Genomic DNA, 19,971 nt, shown 5'->3' on the forward strand with positions numbered 1-19,971 from the left:
GCACCGCCAGGCTGCTCAATGAAGCTCGACGCGGGACCGGTGGTCGTCGAAGGGCAGCGCGCCGCCGGTCACCGCGACCACTTCGAGGTGGTCGAGGGTCGCCAGGCCCCGAGTGACCGCGGCGAACGCGGTGTCGGTGGCGTCCCGGCCGGTAGCGACGCGGACCAGGGACTGGCGGGGGGCCAGGCCAGTCGGGTCGTGAACGCACCAGCTCCCTCCCTCCCAGGTCTCGAACACGGCGTGGAAGTCCATCGGGGACAGACCGGGTGCGTACACCGCGGCGAAGCGGGCCGGGATCCCCGTCGCTCGGCACAGCGCGATGCCCAGGTGCGCGAAGTCCCGGCAGGTGCCCATCCCGGTGAGCAGAGTGTCCTCCGCCGAGTCGTGAACGTCGCTTGATCCCGGCTCGTAACCGATCCGCCGCCGGATCCACTCGGTGATGGACGCCACCCGCCCCGCCGCGTCCGGTCCGGCACCGAACTCGGCGACGGCGAAACCGACCAGGTGGTCGCTCGGGCAGTACCGGCTCGGGCGCAGATGCAGCTGCCGTTCCCAAAGCGACGGGCCCGCCGGTCCGCTGCTTGCGCCGGAGCCGGCGACTGAGGCGGCTTCGGCCGACGGGCCGGGCGCCTCCAGCTCCGCTCGGTACAGGACGTGAAGCCGGCCGGCGCCGGCCTCGACCAGGTGGAGGACGGTGCTGTGAGGTCCGGCGACCGCAGCCGCCTCCACCGGGACGCCGTCGAGGAGCACGTCGAGGCGCTCGTCGACGACACGGCCCGCCGATCCGGCGGCGACCACCTGCAGCACCACCTCCGCGGGCTCGGTGACGGTGAACACCATCTCGGACCCGACGGCCCTCGTCGATGGGTGGGTGTGCCAGCTGGAGATGTCGATCGTGCATCATCCCACGCCCCGGCACCATGCCCGACCGCCCCGTTGCGCCCGCCGGCGGCGGGCCCTCGCCGCTTCAGATGCGCTCCAGCGCTCCCCCGTCGAAGATCGGCTGGACGCCGAGAGCGTCGACGTCGGCGGCCATGTCGGTTTCGGTGGGGACCGGGCCGCCCGCGGTGACCGCCTCGAGGGTGAGCCGCAGCAGCCGGGCGTCGCTGGAGGTGTTGAGGAACAAGCCGGGGCGCCCGAGAACCCACCGGGCCGCCCGGCCGACCGGGCCGTCACCGGCGATCGGCTCGTACCAGCTGTAGTGGGGGGCGTCGTCGTCCGCCCAGCGCCTACGGGCCATGGACTTGATGGTCTGGACCGCAACGCCTCGTTGCGAGCACATCGCGAGCAGCGCCTCGACCGCGTCGCGGTACCCGGGATGCTGGAGCAGGGTGAAGTTGTAGGGCAGGAGCACCGAATCGAAGTCGAAGCGCTCGAGGCTGCGCCGGTGCATGTCGGCGATGCGCAGGCCGTGCCCGGTCACCCCGATGAACCGCACCAGGCCCTCGTCGCGCGCCGCCGCGAGCGCCTCGACCGCTCCGCCAGGAGCGTGGGCGGCGGCCCACTCGTCCTCCTCGACCAGGTTGTGCAGCTGGATCAAGTCGACGTGGTCGGTGCGCAGCCGTTCCACGCTCCGCTCCAGGCTGGCCCGGGCTCCCTCCCCGGAACGCTCGCCGGTCTTGGTGGCGAGGAAGAAACGGTCCCGGTGCCGGTCCATCCACGGGCCGACCCGCAGCTCGGAGTCCCGGTAGCTGGCCGCAGTGTCGATGTGGTTGACGCCGAACTCCAGCAGCGTGGCGAGGACCCGGTCCGCAGCGTCCTGGCTCATCGAGCCCAGAGCGGCAGCCCCGAAGATGACCCGGGTGCTGGCGTGCCCGGTCCTCCCGAAAGCAGCGGTGTCGATCTGGCCGGTCATGGGCCCGACGCTACGCCGCCGGCGGCGGCTCAGGTTTTCTTGGCGTCGGCAGCGGTTCAGGCTTCCTTGACGCCGGCGGCGGTTCAGGCTTCCTTGACGCCGGCCGCGTCGAAGGTGGCCATGCCCGACATGATCCGGGCGGCAGCCTGGACGATCGGCAGGGCCAGCGCCGCGCCGCTGCCCTCGCCCAGCCGCAGGCCCAAGTCGAGTACCGGGTCGAGTCCGAGATGAGCGAGGGCTGCGCTGGCGCCCGGCTCGACGGAGCGGTGGCCGGCGATCACCGAAGCGGTGACGCCTGGGGCGAGGGCCTCGGCCACGAGAAGGGCGCTCAGGGCGATGACTCCGTCCACGATCACCGGCACCCCGGCCGCCGCGCCGGCGACGATGTAGCCGGCGAGCGCCGCGTGCTCGAGACCGCCGACCTCGGCGACGACCCGCAGCGGTGACCGGTCCGAGCTAAGGCGGGCCACCGCGGCGTCCACAACCGCCACCTTTCGGGCCAGCGTCGGGTCGTCGATCCCGGTGCCGCGCCCGGTGACTTCGGAGGCCGGCAGCCCGGTGAGGGCGGAGATCAACGCCGCGGCCGGCGTGGTGTTGCCGATCCCCATGTCGCCGGTGAGCAACACCCGGGCGCCCCCGGCGACCGCTGCGAGCGCGGCGGCGGCGCCCACGTCGAGGGCCGCCTCGGCGTCCGCTCTGGTCATCGCCGGTCCCTCGCTCAGGTCCGCGGTGCCCGGCCGGACCCGTCGCTCGAGCAGCGTCGGGCCGCCGGCGGTGGCCGCGACGGGCAGCAGGGGCGTGGCGACGCCCACATCGACGACGGTGACCGACGCGCCGGCCGCACCGGCCAAGACGTTGATCGCCGCGCCGCCGGCGCAGAAGTTGGCGACCATCTGGGCGGTCACCTCCTGAGGCCAAGGCGACACCCCTTGGGCCAAGACGCCGTGGTCGCCGGCGAAGACGGTCACCGCGGCCGGCTCGGGGACGGGCGGCGGGCAGGCGCCGGCGATCCCGGCCAGTTGCGCGCCGAGCTGCTCCAGGCGGCCGAGGGACCCCGGCGGTTTGGTCAGCCGGGCCTGCAACGCGGGGGCGTCGGCCAGCGCGGCCGAGTCGAGCGGCCCGACGAGGAGGCGGCTCGCGATGAGGGGGCCGAGCCTGGCGGCGAGATGGTCGAGCACGATGACGTCCAGGTGCTCCTCGCGGCTCGATGTCCGGTCGTCCACCTCCGTCGGGGGCGATGTGGACGTCGAAGCTCGGCGCAGCGCTCCGACCGCCACGAACGGGATGCCGGCCGCGGCGGCTGCGGCCTGGTCGGCCGGCTGGTCGCCGACCATGAGGGCGTTGGCCGGGTCAACCCCGAGAACGGCGAGGGCCCGCCCGACGCCGGCCGGGTCGGGTTTGGCGGCCCCGACGTCGACCGAGGTCACCACCACGTCGAGGCGGGCGGAGACCTCGTCGCCGAGAGCGGCGCGCACATCCGCCTCGCGCATGACCGACGTGTCGGTCACCGCGCCGAGGCGGACACCGGCGGCGCTCAGCAGCCGGAGGAGACGGCGGGCGCCGGGTCGGAACCCGGCTTTCAAGTCGGCGACCGCGGTGCCGGCCGGCGCCTGGTCGACGAGGGTGCCGCCGACGTCGAAGATCACCGCCTCGAGTGGGGCGGCGGGTGAGGCGGGAGAGGCGATCATTGGGTGGGCTCCGGTGGTCTGGGCGGCGGGTGGGACGGGGGCGGGTGGCGAGACGGGGGTGGGTGGGGAGACGGTGGCTGCCGGGTCAGGGGCCCGGTTCGCCTGGCGAGTCCAGCGCCCGGTCCAGGGCGTGGGTGAAGGCGGCCAGGCCAGCCTCGTCGGGTACGGCGACGCGCACGGTGCCGGGCAGCCCGAAGCTGGTGCAGTCCCGCACTACCACGGCCTGGGGGAGCAGGCGGGCCCGGAGACCGGCGGCCCCCTCGACGAGGACCCAGGGGCCGTGACCGGCCCGAACCGCGAAGCCCCGGGACCTGAGAGTGGCGGCCAGGCGGGAGCGCAGCGCCGAGGTCGCGGCCGACCACCCCGGCAGGTCGACCCGCTCCAGCCACTCGGGCAGCGCCGCGGCCACCAGGCCGTTGACCGCCCATGCCGGCTGGGCCCGCCGGAGCCGCTCGATGAGCTCCCCGTCGGCGCTGAGGACGTAACCAGCCCGCAGGCCGGGGCAGGCCAGCAGCTTGGTGAGCGACCCGACGACCGGTGTCCCGCGGAGATGGTCGCCCCTGGTCCAGGTTCCGGTGGCCAGCGGCCAGAACGCCTCGTCCCACACGCCGGCGGTTTCCCCGCTGTCGGCGAGGGTGCCGAGCGGGTTGTTGGGGTTCGACCGCCAGCGGGGGCCGCCGTGGCGGGGGTAGAGCGAGAAGTCCGGTTCCTCGACCTGGCCGCCGATCTCGGCGCCGAGCAGGGCGATGGCCTCGGCCCCCCCGTTGGTGAGCAGCAGGTGGCTCCGTTCGACTCCCATCGCGGCGGCCAGCGCGTCGGTCGCCGCCGCCGGGTCGGGGTAGCGGCGGAGGGCGTCGAGGTGACCTGAGACGATGGCCGTGGGGTCGGGGGCTACCGGGCAGAGGCTGGCCGAGAGGTCCAAGACCTCGCCGGGTGACAAGCCGAGCGCCGCCGCGACCCGGGCGCCGTCCCCGCCGTGGTCGCCGGGCGGCGGGAGCGGGGCGGCCCGGGCGGGCGCCGCTGGTGCGCCAGTGCCGGCGGGCCGCCCGCCGGCAGGGGAGGGGACGGTCGGGAGAGGGGTCACGGGCAGCTTCCTGGCTCGGGGGATCGGCGGGGCGCCCGGCGCCCGGCGGCGGCCGCGGCCGCCGCAACTAGAGCGGCGGTCGCGACGGTCACGTCCCGGCTGAGGGCCCTAGCCCGGCGGATGTCGCCGGGACCGACCGGGCGCCCCTCGCCGAGCGTGCCTCTGGCCTCGGGCTTCCCGCTGTAGACGTTGGTACCGCCGAGGCGGACGCCGAGAGCGGCGGCGAACGCCGCCTCGATCACGCCGGCGTTCGGGGACGGGTGGGCCGGTGCGTCGCGCCGGACGGCTTTCCACACCGCGCCGGCTCGGGCCGGGCGGACCGCGGCGACGAGGAGGGCGGCGGCCCGCGCCGGTATGAGGTTGGCAGCGTCGTCGGCGCGCGCCGACGCCCAACCGAAGCGGAGGTAGCGCTCGCTTCGGTGGCCGACCATCGCGTCGAGGGTGTTCACGGCGCGGTAGGCGCCGGCTCCCGCCGGACCCGCCGCGGCGGCCCACATGACCGGGGCGACGACCGCGTCGACGGTGTTCTCGGCTACCGACTCGACTACCGCCCGGGCGACCTCGCCGGCGTCAAGCTGGCTGGGGTCGCGCCCGACCAGGCTGGGCAGCAGGCGGCGGGCCCCGTCGAGGTCCCCGGCTCGCAGGGCGGCGTCGATCGCCTCCGCGGCGCGCTCCAGGCTCCGGCCGCCGACCACCGCCGCCACCATGACCGCTGCCGCGGTAGCCGGACCGCCGCGGGCGCGCCGGCCCAGGCGGGCGGCGGCCATCCCCACCCCAGCCCCGACCACCACCCCGACCGCGGCGTGGGCGGCTCCCGCAGCCCGGCTGTCGCGCCACGACCGCCGCTCCACGGCGGCCATGGCCGCCCCGAACCAGGCGACGGGATGCCACCGGTCCGGGGGGTCACCAACCACCAGGTCGAGGGCCACCCCCGCCGCCACCCCGGCCAAACCCGACGCGGCCGGCGTCGGCCACCGACCCACCCCCTGGCCGGCGGCCGCGCGCCGGCGGGCGGCCCGAGCGTTGCGGAGGGCCGTCACCACCGGGCCGCCGCCACCAGCAGGGCGACGGTCTCGCCGATCACGGCCCCCGCGCCGAGCACATCGCCGGTGTAGCCGCCGATACGGGCCCGGGCCAGGGCGCCGAGCGCTACCCCGGCGACGACCAGCCCGCCGACGCCGGCCACCCCCGCGCCGCCCCTGCCGGCCGCGGCCAGGGCCGCTCCGGCGACCAGGCCGAGCACGCCGATGCCGGCGGTGACCCGCGGCCTGTCACCGAGGAAGGCGGTGGCCAGACCGGTGGGGCGGGCGTAGGGGAGGGCGACCGGGCCGAGCAGCATCAGCGAACGCGACGCGCACCAAACGCCGGCCACCAGCGCCACGTCGGGGCGCAGCGACGCCAACGCCGAGAAACGCGCCAGGAGCACCGCGGCGGTGGTCGCCAGCCCGAAGGCCCCGACATCCGGCTGGGCCATGACCTCCAGCCGGCGGGGGCGCGACAGGTGGGGGAGCAGACCGTCGGCGGAGTCGGCCAGGCCGTCGAGGTGCAACATGCCGGTCACGACCAGGTCGGCGGCGACGGCCAGGGCGGCGGGCACCAGCGCACCCCGCCAGGCGTGGGACGACCCCCACCACACCAGCCCGACCACGGCACCCAGCCCTGCGCCGACCAGAGGGAACCACCGCAACGTGGTCCGCCCGGGGGCGACCGCCCCGCCGAAGGGGGTCAGGAACGCGACAGCGGCCCGCACTACGCCTCGCCCTCCGCCGGCGGCGGGCCCAGGTCGACGGCCGGGACGACGGTCGGGGCCAGGGCCAGCGCCGGGCCCAGCTCGAGCATCCGGCCGGCGACGACCAGCACCGCACGATCGGCCGCCTCCGACACCGCCCGGTTGACCTCGCCCAGCGCGTCGACGAACCGGCGGCCCACCGGCGTCGGGGGGTGCACCGACAGGCCGACCTCCTCGGACACGACCACGGTGTCGCCGCGGCGCGCCGACAGCGCCGCGGCCAGCCCGGCGCCGTCGGGGTCGAGGTCGGGATGGGCGGCCACCCAGGTCCCCAAGCTGTCGAGCAGCACCACGCCGCTCAGCGCGCGCAGCGCGGCGGGAAGCTCGGCCGCGTCCGCCACCTCGACAGTCGACCACGCGGCGGGGCGGCGGGCGCGGTGGCGAGCGATGCGCTCCGCCATCGCCGGGTCGGTGGCCGTTCCGGTGGCGATGTAGGTGACCGCCGCCCCGCCGGTCGCGGCCTTGGCGGTGAGGTGCTCTGCGACCGCGGACTTGCCCGAGCGGGTCCCGCCGAGGACCAGCGTCAAGCTCATGGCCTGGACGCGGGAGCCGCCAGGCGATCCCGGATGGCTCGCTCCACCCCTCGCCCGTCGCTGTCCACCTCGTCGAGGGGTACATGGTCGGCGCCGATGGCGCGCGCCAGGCGCCGGCCCAGGCCGAGGCGCGTCGGGCCGGTCTCGGCGTCGAGGACCAACGCCCGGATTCCGGTGGCTGCCAGCTCCGCTGCGGCCGCGTCGGCCGCGGCCAGGGGGTCAGGGCCGCCGGCGGTGGCCCGCCCGTCGGTGATCAGTACCGCCACCGGTTCGGGTCCGCCGGCCCGGCGGGTGGCGCGGACCATGGCCGTCACCGCCTGCAGGCCGGCGGCCAGCGGCGTGGTCCCCCCGGTCGGGATGCCCTCGAGGCGGGCCCGGGCGATCTCGACCGATCCGGTGGGGCGCAGCACCACCTCGGCGCCCGAGCCCCGAAACACGATCAGCGCCACCCGATCCCGCCGCCGGTAGGCGTCTCCGAGCAGCCCGATCACCGCGGCGCGGGCCGCGTCGAGTCGGCGGCGGGCGGCCATCGACCCGGACGCGTCGACGGCCAGGATCACCAGCGAGGAGCGGGGCTGCTCCGCGTGCACGGCGCGCAGGTCCTCGGCGGCCAGCCCGCTCGACCCGGCCGTGGCGGGCTCGGCGCGCTGCGCGTCGGCCAGCACGGTCGCGGTCACCGCGACCCGCTGCTCGGCGTGCTGATAGGGCACGGCTCGGATCGACCGGCCGGTCGGGGCGGCGGCCCGTTCGCCGCGGCCCGCCGGCGCGGCGCCCCGGGACGGGCCGGCCTCTGGCAGGACCAGCCGAGCGGCGGGCGCCGTCTCTTCGGGATCGAGGTCCGGGGCTGGCGACCGGGTCCCGGTCCCGTCTGGCTCCGGCGATGCTGCGGGGGGCGGCGACCCCAGCGCGCCGTCGGGCGCCTCCCCGCGGGTCGCCCCGTCGGCGTCCGGAGGCGTGTCTGGCGCGTCGCCGGGAGCCGAGCCTGGCGCGTCGCTGGCGGCCGGAGCCGGGTCTGGCGGGCGGGCAGTACCGCCGCCGGCGGGGGGCGGCGACCCCAGCGCGTCGTCGAGCGCGTCTGACAGGTCCTGATCCGCCAAGCCCGGAGTCTCGAACGGGTCCCGCCGGCGGCGGTGGGCCAGCACCATGGGCGCCACCCGGCGCAGGTCCTCGGGGTCGGTCTCGGCTCTGCCCTCCCACCCCGCCAGCGCCGCCGCGGCACGGCACAGCGAGAGGTCGGCTCGCAGGCCCTCGGCCCCGACGGCCAGGGCCAGGCGGGTCGCGGCTTCGATCGTCGCGTCGCTCAGCCGGGCCGGCGCCGCGGCACGCAGCCGCTCGGCTTCCACCGCGTCGCGGTCGCGGGCCGCGGCCGCGTCGGGTGACGCTGCGCCCAGTCGCTCGAAGTCGATCTGCCCGCGGACGATCGCCGCCCGCTGCGCCGGGTCGGCCGGGGCCCGGACCTCGACGCAGAGCCCGAAGCGGTCGAGCAGCTGCGGGCGCAGCTCGCCTTCCTCGGGGTTCATGGACCCGACCAGCACGAAGCGGGCCGGGTGGGACTGGGAGATGCCGTCGCGCTCGACGCGGTTGACGCCGGACACGGCCACGTCGAGCAGCGTGTCCACCAGGTGGTCGGCGAGAAGGTTGATCTCGTCGACGTAGAGCACCCCGCCGTCGGCGCCGGCCAGCAACCCGGGACGCCACGCGTGCCGGCGGTCGCCGAGCAAAGCCGCGACGTCGACGGCGCCGACCACCCGGTCCTCGGTCGCGCCGAGGGGCAGCTCGACGAAGGGGGCGCCCTCCGCCAGCAGCGGCGCCAGGCCGCGGGCCAGGGTGGTCTTGGCCGAGCCCTTGTCGCCTCGCAGGAGCACCCCACCCAGGCGCGGCTCGATCGCGGCGAGGATCAGGGCCAGCTTGGCGTCCTCCTGGCCCACCACAGCCGAGAACGGCAGCTGTGACCGGCCCGTCTCCTCGCTCCCCGCCCCGCTCACCGGGACTCCTCCCATCCTTCCGCCTCGAGCAGCGCCCGGCGCAGCACGTCGGCCCGCTCCTGGTCCGGCTTCCAGCGTCCCCGGCTCTCGGCCTCGAGCAGGCGCTCGACGATGGATCGGAGGGCCCACGGGTTGGACGCCTCGAAGAACTCCCGGACCGCCGGGTCGGCCACGTAGGCGTCGGTGACCTTCTCGTACATCCACTGCTCGGCGACGTGCGCGGTCACGTCGTAGCCGAAGAGGTAGTCGACGGTGGCCGCCATCTCGAACGCCCCCTTGTAGCCGTGGCGTTGCATGGCATCCAGCCACTTGGGGTTGAGGACCCGGGTCCGCACGACGCGGGCGGCCTCCTCCGCCAGCGACCGCACGACCGGGCGGGCCGGGTTGGACGAGTCGCCGAACCAGGCCTTCGGGTCCCGGCCGGTCAGCGCTCGGATGGTGGCGACCATCCCGCCGTGCTCCTGGAAGTAGTCGTCGGAGTCGAATATATCGTGCTCGCGGTTGTCCTGGTTTTTAACCGCGACGTCGATCGCCGCGAACCGTCGCTTCATCGCGTCGGTGGCCGCGACGCCCATCCCCGCCCGGCCGTAGGACCACCCCGACCAGGCGATGTACACCGCGGCCAGGTCCTGGTCGGAGCGCCAGTCCCGGGTCTCGAGCAGGTTGAGGATGCCCGCTCCGTAGCTTCCCGGCGTAGGGCCGAAGACCCGCGGGTCCTCCCCGCCGTGCTTCTTCGGGAAGTTGGTGTCGTCGCCCTCCCCGTCGAGAGAAGCCACCAGCCGTACCGCGTCGTCGAGCAGCTCCACCAGCCCCGGGAACGCGTCGCGGAAGAACCCAGAGATGCGCAGCGTCACGTCGATTCTGGGGCGGCCCAGCTCGTCGAGCGGGATCGGCTCGAGGCCGACCACCCGCCGGGTCCTCGGCTCCCACACCGGCCGGACGCCGAGCAGCGCCAGGGCCTCGGCGACGTCGTCTCCTTGGGTTCGCATGGCGGCGGTGCCCCACAGCACCAAGCCGACGGTCTCTGGGTAGCGGCCCTCCTCCTCCAGGTGCCGGCCGAGCACTTCGGCGGCCAGCTTCTGGCCCACCTCCCACGACAGCTCGGTCGGCAGCGCCTTCGGGTCGACCGAGTAGAAGTTCCGCCCGGTCGGCAGGACGTGGGCGCAGCCCCTGGTGAGCGCGCCGGAGGGTCCGGCGGGCACGTAGCGCCCGCCGAGGCCGGCGAGGAGGTTGCCCACCTCGTCGGTGGCCCGCCGCAGGTTGGGGACCAGCCACTCGCAGATCCAGCCCAATACCGTCTCGGCGCCGGGAGGGAGGTCACCGAGTCCCGGGAGGTCACCGGCGCGCCATCCGGCCGCGGCGGCGGTCTCCAGCCAGCCACGGGCGGTCGCCTCGATGGCGTCGAGCTGGGTGGAGTCGGTCTCGTCGGCGCCGACGTGCTCCGCGGCCAGGCTGCGCAGCGAGGGGATCCGGCCGTGGGCCAGGCGGGTGACGACCAGCACCAAGTCGAGCAGCGTGTCGCCGGCCGGGGCGTCCCCCAAGGTGTGCAGCCCGCCGCGGATCTGGGCGTCTTTCAGGCTGCAGAGGTAGCCGTCGACCTCGAGGATGATGTCGTCGAAGGTGTCGTCCAGCTCGACGCTGGTCAAGCCCAGGTCCTGGTCGATGGCCGCGGTGCGCAGCAGCTCCCAGATCCGTTCCCGAAGCGCCGGCAGCTTGGAGGGGTCCATGGTCTGCAGCTGCGCGTACTCGTCGAAGAGCTGCTCGAGGCGGGCCAGGTCGTCGTAGGTGTCGGCCCGGGTCATCGGCGGCAGCAGGTGGTCGATGACCACCGCGTGGGCCCGCCGCTTGGCCTGCGTGCCCTCGCCGGGGTCGTTGACCACGAACGGGTAGAACAGCGGCAGGTCGCCAAGCGCCGCGTCGGGCCAGCAGCCGGCGGACAGCCCGACGGCCTTGCCCGGCAGCCACTCCAGGGTGCCGTGCTTGCCCAGGTGCACGACCGCGTCGGCGCCCCACGTCTCGTCCAGCCACCGGTAGAACGCCAGGTAGTGGTGGGCCGGCGGCAGCGCCGGCGAGTGGTACACCGCGACGGGGTCGTCGCCGTAGCCGCGCGGCGGTTGGATGGCGATGAGCACGTTGCCGAGCTCGACTCCGCTGAACACCAGGTCCCCGTCGTGGATCCGTTGCGTGCCCGGCGCCGGGCCCCACGCCCCCTCGAGCTCCTCCCGGGCGCTCGCCGGCAGCGTCGAGAACCACTCCGCGTACCGGCCGGCCGGCAGCCGGCCGACCGCCTGGTCCAGCTGCGCCTCGGTGAGGCTCTCCGCCTCGTAGGTCAGCCCGTCGGCCAGCGCCGCCATCAAGGCGTCGCCGCTGTCCGGTGGGGTTCCGACGTCGTAGCCGGCGCCGGCGAGGGCCTCGAGGAGGACCAGGGCGGACGCGGGGGTGTCGAGCCCGACCGCGTTGCCGAGGCGGCTGCGGCGGGTCGGGTAGGCGGACAGGACGATCGCCACCTTGCGCTGCGCCGGCGGCCGGACGCCCAGGCGGGCGTGGCGCAGCGCCAAGCCGGCGACGCGCTCCACCCGGTCGGGCACCGACCGGTACGCCCGGACCGCGGTGCCGAGCTGGTCTCCGTCGTCGACGACCTCGTTGAACGCGAACGTGGGGGCGATGATCCGCCCGTCCAGCTCGGGGATCGCGACCCCGGAGGTCACGTCGTAGGGGCCGAGCCCGGCCTCGGAGGCCAGCCAGTCGGCGCGCGACCGGCCGGCGCTGGGGGCCTGGATGACCGGGATGTCCAAGTCGGCCAGGCGGGCCACGTCCCAGCCCTCGCCGTCCATGCCGCCGGCCGCGCCTGGCGTGCCGGCCCCTGCGGCGGCGCCTCCCGCGGCCAGGACGGTGGTGATCAGCACCCGGGCTCCCGAGGCGCGCAGCTCGTCGATCACCGGTTGGCTGCTGTCGTCGCGCAGGGAGTAGCACCACAGCGCGAGGGGACGGCCGCCCTTCTTGTCGATCTCGGCGCACAAGTCGTCGACGAACTGGGTGTTACCGGCCACCAGGTGGGCCCGGTAGAACACGATCCCCACCACCGGACCGTCGCCTTCGCTCGGCCGGCGCCACACCCCGAACGACGGGACCGGGGCGGGCGGCTCGAACCCCCACCCCTCGAAGCACACGGTGTCGGCGACGAAACGCAGCAGCTGCTCGAAGTTGGCCGGTCCGCCGTGGACCAGGTAACCGAACGCCTCGGTGACCGTCGCGCTTGGCACGCTCGACAGCGCGGTCAGCTCGGCGTCGGGGACGGCCTCGCCGGCGAACGCCAGAAGCGGGATGCCCCGAGCTTCGCACTCGGCCCGCAGCCGGTCGAAGCCGTCCTTCCACGCCCGCCGGCCGCCGAGGAGGCGGACCAGCACCACCCTGACGCCGGTGAGGTCGCCGATCGGGTCGGCCGCCCAGGTGGTGGCCGCGGTCACCGCCGGGAACCCTTCCGGCAGGCCCTCCACCGCGGTGCGAAGGGCCAGGATCTCGGTGTCGGTGGTGAGGATGAGCTTGATCACGAGGCGAGGTCCTTCATGCTGCTTTCGGGGCTCTCATGACGGCGTCACGAGGGAGGAGGCGAGCTCGTCTCGCCGGCGTTGCTCGAGGTCGGCGGCGGGGATGAGGCTGCAGTCGTCGCAGGTGGAGCTGCCCGGCACCTTGTACCAAAGGCAGCAGCTGCTGCGGGTCCAGAACCACCCGTCCGGCCCGTCCGGCCCGAGGGCGACCGTCTCGAACCGGCCGGCGCCGCCCATCCACCGCCGGGCCGGCCCGGACGCGAAGAACTCGTCAGCCCGCCGGCGGACCGCGGCCCGCTCGGCGCGGTCCCCACGGTCTCGGGCTGCGCCCTCCACCGCCCGGAACGCGGCGGCGGCCGAAGCGGCGGCGTTGCCGGCGACCAGCCGCTCGCCGAGCCGCACGATGGCGCGCAGCAGCGCCGAGAAGCCGACCAGGTGCTCGTCGATCAGGGCGGCCGCCAAGCCGTCCGCGTCGCCGGGCGCTCCGAGGGAGCCGCCCCGGCGGTCGCCGTCGCCGTCCGCGGCCGGGTCGGCGCCAAGTACCGGGTCGGCGCCGAGCACCGGGTCGCCGTCCGCCGCCGGGCGGGAGCCAAGCGCCGGGTCGGCGTTCGATTGCTGCGGACGGAAGGCCAGCTGCGTCGCACGGCCCTTCCCGAACACGACTGCGGTGCCCGCCGCCGCCGGCGACGGCCACGGCAGGCCGAGGGCGTACGCAGCCAGTGAGACCGCCCCGACCTTGAACGCGTACGACTGGGACAGCAGCGATGCCGCGACCGGCGCGGTCGCGCCCCTGGCCTCCGCCCCCGCCGCGACCGCGGCCGCGAGCGCGGACCGCTCCAGGCGGTCGCAGGCGATCCACCCGCCGGCGGTCCAGCCGTCGTCGCCGGAGGGAGGCGCCGGCGCCGCCCGCAGGTAGGACACCCGGCCTTCCACCTCGGCCAGCACCGCCTCGAGCGTCGGGCTCACCTCCGGGCTCCTGCGGCGACGAGCCGGTCGAGAGCGGCCAGGTCCAGGTTGGTTGCGACGGCGTCGGCCACCGCGTCGATGCGCTGCTGGCGGGCGGCCTCGAACGAGCCGCCGCCGGCCACGGCCACCCCGACCGTTTTCCCCACCTCTGCCAGCAAAGCAGCCCGGAAACCGTCGTCTTCGAGCAGCCCGTGGAGCGTGGTGGCCCACACCCTGGCACCCCCCGGGGTCCGGCCCGTGCAGCCGTCGGTTCCTCCGCCGTCGAGCTCGATCCATCCCGCCGCGGTGGTCGAGACCCGCCCGTGGTGGATCTGGTAGCCGTGGACCGCCGAGCCGAGCGCCCGGCCCCGCCGCAGCCTGGTGACCTTGTCGGCCCCGAAGCGGGTGGTGACGTCGAGATGGCCCAGCCCGGCGGTGACCGGCAGCGGCGACTCGACGCCGTCGGGGTCCTCGATGCGCCGGCCGAGCATCTGGTAGCCGGCGCAGATGCCGAGCACCGTGGTAGCGCAGGCCGCGACCGCACGGTCCAGGCCGCGGGCCCGCAACCAGGCCAGGTCCGCGACGGTGGCCTTCGACCCGGGCAGCACGAGCAGGTCCGGCCGGCCGACGTTGCGGGGGTCGTCGACGAAGCGGACCGACACGCCCGGCTCGACCGCGAGGGGGTCGAGGTCGGTGAAATTGGCGAGGTGCGGGAACCGGACCACGGCCACGTCGAGCACCCCCGCGCCCGCTGCCGCGGGAGCCCTGCCCTGCTCGCGCTCAAGGATCATCGCGTCCTCGCCGTCCAAGCCTGGGCCTTCCAGCCAGGGCAGCACCCCGAGGGTCGGCACCCCGCAGCGGGCCTCCAACGACTCGGCGGCGCCGGCGAGCAGCGACCCGTCCCCCCGGAACTTGTTGATCACGAAACCCCGCACCAGCGGCCGGTAGCGGTCGGGCAGGAGCGCCACCGTCCCGAACAGAGCGGCGAACACGCCGCCCAGATCGATGTCGCCGACCACCACCGCCGGGATGCCGGCGTCGTGGGCGACGCGCAGGTTGACGATGTCGTGGTCGAGCAGGTTGATCTCCGCCGGGCTCCCCGCACCCTCCAGCACCACGACGTCGTAGCGCCGGCGCAGGTCGTCGAGGGCGTCGAGCACCGTGGCGAGCAGCGCCGGCTTGTGGCGGTGGTACTCGACCGCCGACATGACCCCCGCCGGCCGGCCCATGACCACGACCTGGCTGCGGCCGGGGCCGGTCGGCTTGAGCAGGACCGGGTTCATCGCCACTTCCGGGGCGACGCCGGCGGCCGCGGCCTGCCACGCCTGGGCCCGGCCGATCTCGTGGCCGGAGGGGGTGACCGCCGAGTTGTTGGCCATGTTCTGCGCCTTGAACGGCGCGACGCGCAGGCCCTGGCGGGCGTAATGGCGGCACAGTCCTGCCACCAGAGTGCTCTTGCCGGCGTTGGAGGTCGTACCGCAGACCATCAGCGCGCCGCCCCGGATCCCGGTGGGCTCGGCCGCGGTGGGTTCGGCCGCGGTGGGTTCGGCCGCGGTGGGTTCGGCCGCGGTGGGCTCGGTGCCTGATGGGTGACTCTGGCCGGCTGGTGCCGGGGCCCCGGGTGGGTTCACCTATGACGTCTCCCGCGTCGATGCTCGATCTCGACACAGGTGTCCTGGCTTCCGGATCGACGCTCGCCCCGGCCTTCCAGCCTCGAGAGGCCGTGACCGTCCGTTGGGGTCTACTCCTCGGTGACAGTTGCGGGACAGCCCCGGATTCCCACCGGTGTTCCCTGCGACGGCGACGACACTAGCAGGCACCCCCTCGGGGCTTCTGGGCGGCGCTCGGGTTCTGGGCGGCGCTCGGGTTCTGGGCGGCGCTCGGCTTCTGGGCGGCGCTCGGGTTCTGGGCGCAGCCGGGCCTTTGGCGGCGCCGTCTACCGTCGGGCGACATGAACGCCGCTTCCGGCGGGACCGCCCGCCGGCTACTCCTGCTCGGCGGCACCACCGAGGCATCCGCCCTCGCTCGCGAACTGGTCGCCTGTCGCATCGAGGTCATCACGTCGCTGGCCGGGCGGACCTCCAACCCCCGCCGGCCGCCCGGGCAGCTGCGCATCGGTGGGTTTGGCGGCGCCGCCGGCCTGGAAGCGTGGCTGCGCAAGGAGTCGATCGGCGCCGTGGTCGACGCCACCCATCCCTTCGCGGCGGTCATGCGCTGGAACGCCGCGACGGCATGCGAGACCGTCGGCGTCCCCCGCCTCCGGTTGGAACGACCGCCGTGGTCACCGACTCAGGGCGACCGGTGGCGGCCGGTGACGTCGCTTCGAGCGGCCGCCGACGAGGTGGTGGCGGCCCGGGCCGAGCGGGTGATGCTCACGACGGGGCGCAGCGACCTGGCGTCGTTCGCACCGGCCGTGGACGGGCGGCGGTGGTGGCTGCTGCGCTCGATCGAGCCTCCCGATCCCCAACCCCTGGCCCCGGCAGAGGTCATCCTCGATCGGGGACCGTTCAGCGTCGAGGGCGAGACCTCGCTGCTGCGAAACCGGCGCATCGACCTGCTCGTCACCAAGAACAGTGGCGGTTCGGCGGCGGCCGCCAAGCTGGTCGCCGCTCGAGCTCTCGGGATCGAAGTCGTCATCGTCACCCGGCCGCCGTCGCCTCCCGGTCCCGGCGCCTCGACGGTCTCCGAGGCGGTGGCGTGGGCGGCGGCGGTCCTCGGGACCGGCTGAGCGGGGTGCCGGCGGGTGCCGGCGGGGTGCCGGCGGGGTGGTGCGGTGCAGTGCGCTGCGCTGCGGTGCGCTGCGCTGCGCTGGGGTGCGGTTCGACGTCCAGTTGTCCACGACGCCAGGTGGGGAAATGGACGTCGAAGCGGCCAGCCCGCCGGAGCCCGCCAGCCCGTCGGGACCGCGCCCAGCGCGGCGCGCCGAGCCCCGCCGGCACCGCGCCGAGCCCCGCCGGCCCCGCCCCGAACTCAGCGCGCCGGGTACGACCGGGGCGTGTACACCTGCCGGGGGTGGCCGGGGCGTTCGATCATGGCGGTGGTCGACGAGCCGATCACCAGCACCGTGCGCATGTCGACCCGAGCCTGGTCGAGCTCGCCGAGGGCGACGATCCCGACCTCCTCGGCCGGCCGCCCGACGTCGCGGCCGACGACCACCGGGGTCGAATCGTCGCGGTGGCCGCTGATGATGTCGAGGGCCCGCCCGAGCTGCCAGGGACGGTGCCGGGACACCGGGTTGTACAGGGCGAGCACGAAGTCTGCGCCGGCAGCCGCGTCGAGGCGCCGCTCGACCGTCGCCCACGGCTTGAGGTTGTCGGAGAGCGAGACGACCGCGAAGTCGTGCCCGAGCGGCGCTCCGGCGCGCGCCGCCGCGCCCTGGGCGGCGGTGATGCCGGGGGTGACGGTCACCTCGACGGCGGCCCATCCCGGCGGGGCGTCGTCGCGGGCCAACTGCTCCATGACCGCGGCGGCCATGGCAAATACGCCGGGGTCGCCGGAGGACACCACTGCGACCGTCCGACCAGCGGCGGCCAGGTCGAGGGCGGCGGCCGCTCTGGCTGCCTCCTCGCGGTTGTCGGAGGCGTGCCGGCGTTGCCCTGCGGGGCCGGGCGCCACCATGTCCAGGTAGGTCTGGTAGCCGACCAGGTCGCTGGCCCGGCGCAGGATCGAGTCGACTTCCGGCGTGCGCCACTCCGAGGCGCCCGGGCCGAGTCCGACCACCCAAACCTGCCCGACCGGTTGGCCACCCGACCCGCCGGCGGGGCCGGTCACCGGCCGGGCGCGGTGGCGCTCGGGATCACGACCAGCGAGAAGTAGGGGGCGCGGGCTGCGTCGGCGTCGGCGAGGGGCAGGACCCGTTGTGCCTCCATGGTGGCCCGCTCGACGTACCAGGCCCGGGCCAGGAGACCGGCCCGTTCGACGCAGTCCCGGACCTTGGCCAGGTTGCGGCCCAGCTTCATGATGACCACGGCGTCGGCGCTGACCAGCCGCCGGTAGAGCTCGTCGGCCGGCAGGACGCCGGAGAGGACGGTCAGCATCTCGTTGAGCGACACCAGCGGGGTGCCGAGGACCGCAGCACCGGCGAGCATCGACGGCACGCCGGGGACGACCTCGTGGTCGTAGTAAGCCGCCAGGCGATTGTGCAGGTACATGTACGACCCGTAGAAGAGCGGGTCACCCTCGCAGAGGACCGCGACGTCGCGGCCGTCGTCGAGCAGGGCGCCGATGCTGGCTGCGGCCTCGTCGTAGAACTTGGCCAGCAGCCCCTCGTAGGACACCTCGGCGGGCAGCGTCTCGGTGGTGACCGGGTAGATGAGCGGGAGCTCCTCCTGGCCCGGCCGGAGATGAACCGCGACCGCCCGGCGGGCGTTGCTCTCCCGGCCCGTCGCAGCGAACCACGCGACCACGTCCGCGTCCCGCAGGATCCGGTAGGCCTTCAGGGTGACCAGTTCGGGGTCTCCGGGGCCGACGCCCAGGCCCCACAAGCGGCCGGTCACTCCCGCTCGTTCGCGAGGGCGTTGACCGCGGCGGCGGCCATGGCGCTTCCGCCCCGCCGGCCGTGGACACAGACGAAGGGCACTCCCCGGCTGTTGGCAGCCAGCGCCGCTTTGGACTCGAGGGCGCCGACGAAGCCGACGGGGAAGCCGAGGATCAGCGCCGGCTTCGAAGCGCCCTCGTCGAGCAGCTCGAGGAGGCGGAACAAGGCGGTCGGCGCGTTCCCGATTGCCACCACCGCGCCCGCCAGCCACGGCAGCCACCGGTCGACGGCGGCCGCCGAGCGGGTCGTTCCGAGCGCTTTGGCCGCGTCGGGGACCTCGGGATCGCGCAGGGTGCAACGGACGTCGTTGGCTGCTGGCAGCCGGCTGCGGGTCACCCCGTCGGCGACCATGAAGCTGTCGGTGAGGATCGGAGCGCCACCCATCAGCGCCTCGCGCCCGGCCGTGCCGGCCCCGGTGGAGAAGTCCATGTCGGCGACCACGTCGACCATGCCGCTGGCGTGGATCACCCTCACGGCCAGCTTCTCCAGGTCCGGTGGGATGCTGGACAGGTCGGCTTCGGCCCGGATGGTCGCAAACGATCGACGGTAGATCTCGGCGCCGTCGCGGACGTACTCGAGGCGCCCGGTCATCGTTGGGCGCCGCCCGCAGCCATCGCTACGGCGTCGCCGGGGGCGACGCCGGACCCGACCAGCGTGCCGGCGCGCCACACCTCGTAGGCGCCGGCCGCGGTGGCGGCGAGGGTGACGGCAGCCGGGGCCTGCTGCGCGCAGCGTTTGGGGCATCCCGACACGTGGATCTGTAGCGGCGGCGCGCCCTCGGCGCGACGGGCGAACGCGACGGCGAGAGCATCGGCCGGAGCGTCGGTCAGCCCCGACGTGCAGCCATGAGAGCCGGCACAGGCGACCAGGGCGGTGAGCGGGTCGGACGGGTCAACCAGCAGCCCAGCGCGGCCCAGCTCGCCGGCGACCTCCCGAGCGCCGCCCGACCCGTCCAGGCCGGCGCCGCCCAGGACCACTCCCCGCCAAGGGGTGAGGCGGACCTCTCCGTCGCCCCACCGTTCGGCGATCCGGGCTACCGCCTCGGCGGTGGCGGCGCTCATCCGGCCGAGCGGGGGCATGCCCCCAACCCACGCCGGTCCGGTCCCGAGCGGTCCGACGGTCACCGCCTCGTGCGAGCCGGGCGGGAGCGGCGCATCGGCGAGACGCCGGCCGCCGCCGTCGCGAGTCCCGACGGTCGCCAGCAGCGCCTGGTGCACCGCGCCGGGAACGCGCCCGGCTGCGACCGTCACCCCGCCGGCCGGCAGCCCGGCGCCGGCTCGGATCGCGAAACGTTCGGCCGTGAGGGCAGTGACGACCACGTCGTCGCGCCGGCCACCCAGGTGCCACCGGCCGCCGCCGTCGACGACCACCCCGGCCTTCGGTGACAGAGCATCGAGGGAGGGGTCGCCGGCCAGGCGGGCGACGATCGCCGCGACGAGCGGGCGGGTGTCGGCGATCTCGGTGGGGTCCAGCCCGGCCAGCGGGCCGGAAACCACGTTGCGCCGGAGGTCTCCCTCGCGACCGTGGCTGGCGCCGGCGGCCATCAGGGCCGCGGCCAGGTCGGCGCCGGCCTCGGGGCGGACCCCGCGGAGTTGGAGGTTGGCCCGGTTGGTGATTTCGATCGTCCCGTTCCCGAAGCGTGAGGCCGCATCGGCGACCGCTCGCAGCTGGGCGGCGGGGACCCGGCCACCAGGGAACCGGACCCGGGCCAGACCGCCGTCGATCCGGTCGAGGACGTGCGCCACACTCGGGCACGTCTCATCGTGCATCGCCTCGAAGCTAGCAAACACCCAGGTCGCGGCCCCACCCGGCCGGTCGGTGCCTGGCCGGGGCCCGGATCTTCCCCGACGGGCCGGGCCGCCCGGAGGATCGACGGGGGCCCGGCACTAGGACACTGTTGAACAACCCACGTTTTCCGGGTTCAGCGACTCGGGTTCACGAGCGAGGGGCATCCGGGTGTGACTGACCGACGAACCGGTCGTTGTGAGCGCCGTTTTGTGGGCGTGG

Annotated in this window: 16 protein-coding genes, 1 pseudogene and 1 riboswitch; of the genes and pseudogenes, 1 reads left to right on the top strand and 16 read right to left on the bottom strand. The window is 75.3% G+C overall.

Translation table 11 applies throughout. The features are described from left to right. Window positions 1–15: 15 nt before the first annotated feature. The 12 genes and pseudogenes from K6U06_RS17960 to K6U06_RS18010 all read right to left on the bottom strand — a co-directional run bounded on the left by K6U06_RS17960 (window position 16) and on the right by K6U06_RS18010 (window position 14,914). Window positions 16–840, bottom strand: coding sequence for a transglutaminase-like domain-containing protein (locus tag K6U06_RS17960; protein ID WP_262323336.1), 825 nt, complete (start codon window positions 838–840; stop codon window positions 16–18). A gap of 127 nt (window positions 841–967) precedes the next feature. Continuing rightward, on the bottom strand, window positions 968–1,855 hold the full coding sequence (locus K6U06_RS17965; protein WP_262323337.1) for an aldo/keto reductase: 888 nt from the start codon (window positions 1,853–1,855) through the stop codon (window positions 968–970). 83 nt (window positions 1,856–1,938) lie between these two features. Continuing rightward, window positions 1,939–2,997, bottom strand: a complete 1,059-nt coding sequence (gene cobT, locus K6U06_RS17970; protein ID WP_410051086.1) for a nicotinate-nucleotide--dimethylbenzimidazole phosphoribosyltransferase — start codon at window positions 2,995–2,997, stop codon at window positions 1,939–1,941. Between the two features lie 120 nt (window positions 2,998–3,117). Beyond that, window positions 3,118–3,543: pseudogene (locus tag K6U06_RS24810) on the bottom strand (HAD family hydrolase); the annotation flags it as partial. A gap of 85 nt (window positions 3,544–3,628) precedes the next feature. Continuing rightward, complete coding sequence (locus K6U06_RS17975) at window positions 3,629–4,627, bottom strand: aminotransferase class I/II-fold pyridoxal phosphate-dependent enzyme (RefSeq protein ID WP_262323339.1); 999 nt, start codon at window positions 4,625–4,627, stop codon at window positions 3,629–3,631. Beyond that, window positions 4,624–5,670: an adenosylcobinamide-phosphate synthase CbiB gene (cbiB, locus tag K6U06_RS17980; protein ID WP_262323340.1), complete on the bottom strand. Its 1,047-nt coding sequence runs from the start codon at window positions 5,668–5,670 to the stop codon at window positions 4,624–4,626. The genes K6U06_RS17975 and cbiB overlap by 4 nt, the downstream gene beginning before the upstream one ends. Then, entirely contained in the window at window positions 5,664–6,377 is a 714-nt protein-coding gene (locus tag K6U06_RS17985; RefSeq protein WP_262323341.1) for an adenosylcobinamide-GDP ribazoletransferase, read from the bottom strand. Before K6U06_RS17985 ends, cbiB begins: the two co-directional genes overlap by 7 nt. After that, window positions 6,377–6,949: a bifunctional adenosylcobinamide kinase/adenosylcobinamide-phosphate guanylyltransferase gene (locus K6U06_RS17990; RefSeq protein ID WP_262323342.1), complete on the bottom strand. Its 573-nt coding sequence runs from the start codon at window positions 6,947–6,949 to the stop codon at window positions 6,377–6,379. Before K6U06_RS17990 ends, K6U06_RS17985 begins: the two co-directional genes overlap by 1 nt. Further along, the gene (locus tag K6U06_RS17995) at window positions 6,946–8,934 is read right to left on the bottom strand and encodes a VWA domain-containing protein (protein WP_262323343.1); all 1,989 of its coding nucleotides are present in this window, start codon (window positions 8,932–8,934) and stop codon (window positions 6,946–6,948) included. Before K6U06_RS17995 ends, K6U06_RS17990 begins: the two co-directional genes overlap by 4 nt. Beyond that, window positions 8,931–12,485: a cobaltochelatase subunit CobN gene (cobN, locus tag K6U06_RS18000; protein WP_262323344.1), complete on the bottom strand. Its 3,555-nt coding sequence runs from the start codon at window positions 12,483–12,485 to the stop codon at window positions 8,931–8,933. The genes K6U06_RS17995 and cobN overlap by 4 nt, the downstream gene beginning before the upstream one ends. A 33-nt stretch (window positions 12,486–12,518) precedes the next feature. Continuing rightward, complete coding sequence (locus K6U06_RS18005) at window positions 12,519–13,448, bottom strand: (2Fe-2S)-binding protein (RefSeq protein ID WP_262323345.1); 930 nt, start codon at window positions 13,446–13,448, stop codon at window positions 12,519–12,521. Next, on the bottom strand, window positions 13,445–14,914 hold the full coding sequence (locus tag K6U06_RS18010) for a cobyric acid synthase (protein WP_410051087.1): 1,470 nt from the start codon (window positions 14,912–14,914) through the stop codon (window positions 13,445–13,447). Before K6U06_RS18010 ends, K6U06_RS18005 begins: the two co-directional genes overlap by 4 nt. 181 nt (window positions 14,915–15,095) lie before the next feature. Further along, a riboswitch (cobalamin riboswitch) is annotated at window positions 15,096–15,221 on the bottom strand. Window positions 15,222–15,378: 157 nt separating this feature from the next. Between K6U06_RS18010 and K6U06_RS18015 the strand changes: the two genes are divergently transcribed. Next, entirely contained in the window at window positions 15,379–16,155 is a 777-nt protein-coding gene (locus tag K6U06_RS18015; RefSeq protein WP_262323347.1) for a cobalt-precorrin-6A reductase, read from the top strand. Between the two features lie 242 nt (window positions 16,156–16,397). Here K6U06_RS18015 and cobJ read toward each other — a convergent pair whose 3' ends face one another. From cobJ to K6U06_RS18035, 4 genes are read right to left on the bottom strand one after another with little or no spacing between them, the layout of a single operon-like run. After that, complete coding sequence (cobJ, locus tag K6U06_RS18020) at window positions 16,398–17,198, bottom strand: precorrin-3B C(17)-methyltransferase (RefSeq protein WP_262323348.1); 801 nt, start codon at window positions 17,196–17,198, stop codon at window positions 16,398–16,400. Continuing rightward, the gene (locus tag K6U06_RS18025; RefSeq protein ID WP_262323349.1) at window positions 17,195–17,923 is read right to left on the bottom strand and encodes a precorrin-2 C(20)-methyltransferase; all 729 of its coding nucleotides are present in this window, start codon (window positions 17,921–17,923) and stop codon (window positions 17,195–17,197) included. The genes cobJ and K6U06_RS18025 overlap by 4 nt, the downstream gene beginning before the upstream one ends. Further along, window positions 17,920–18,555, bottom strand: a complete 636-nt coding sequence (locus K6U06_RS18030) for a precorrin-8X methylmutase (RefSeq protein ID WP_262323350.1) — start codon at window positions 18,553–18,555, stop codon at window positions 17,920–17,922. The genes K6U06_RS18025 and K6U06_RS18030 overlap by 4 nt, the downstream gene beginning before the upstream one ends. After that, the gene (locus K6U06_RS18035; protein ID WP_262323351.1) at window positions 18,552–19,733 is read right to left on the bottom strand and encodes a nitrite/sulfite reductase; all 1,182 of its coding nucleotides are present in this window, start codon (window positions 19,731–19,733) and stop codon (window positions 18,552–18,554) included. Before K6U06_RS18035 ends, K6U06_RS18030 begins: the two co-directional genes overlap by 4 nt. Window positions 19,734–19,971 lie beyond the last annotated feature (238 nt).

Source organism: Acidiferrimicrobium sp. IK, assembly GCF_025499425.1.
Classification (GTDB): Bacteria; Actinomycetota; Acidimicrobiia; order Acidimicrobiales; family Palsa-688; genus Acidiferrimicrobium.

Coding starts and splice junctions, on each gene's coding strand:
- K6U06_RS18030 (WP_262323350.1), bottom strand. CDS start 18,555: ATGACCGGGCGCCTCGAGTACGTCCGCGACGGCGCCGAGATCTACCGT.
- K6U06_RS17960 (WP_262323336.1), bottom strand. CDS start 840: ATGGTGTTCACCGTCACCGAGCCCGCGGAGGTGGTGCTGCAGGTGGTC.
- K6U06_RS18035 (WP_262323351.1), bottom strand. CDS start 19,733: ATGCACGATGAGACGTGCCCGAGTGTGGCGCACGTCCTCGACCGGATC.
- K6U06_RS17965 (WP_262323337.1), bottom strand. CDS start 1,855: ATGACCGGCCAGATCGACACCGCTGCTTTCGGGAGGACCGGGCACGCC.
- K6U06_RS17990 (WP_262323342.1), bottom strand. CDS start 6,949: ATGAGCTTGACGCTGGTCCTCGGCGGGACCCGCTCGGGCAAGTCCGCG.
- K6U06_RS18010 (WP_410051087.1), bottom strand. CDS start 14,914: ATGGTCTGCGGTACGACCTCCAACGCCGGCAAGAGCACTCTGGTGGCA.
- K6U06_RS18015 (WP_262323347.1), top strand. CDS start 15,379: ATGAACGCCGCTTCCGGCGGGACCGCCCGCCGGCTACTCCTGCTCGGC.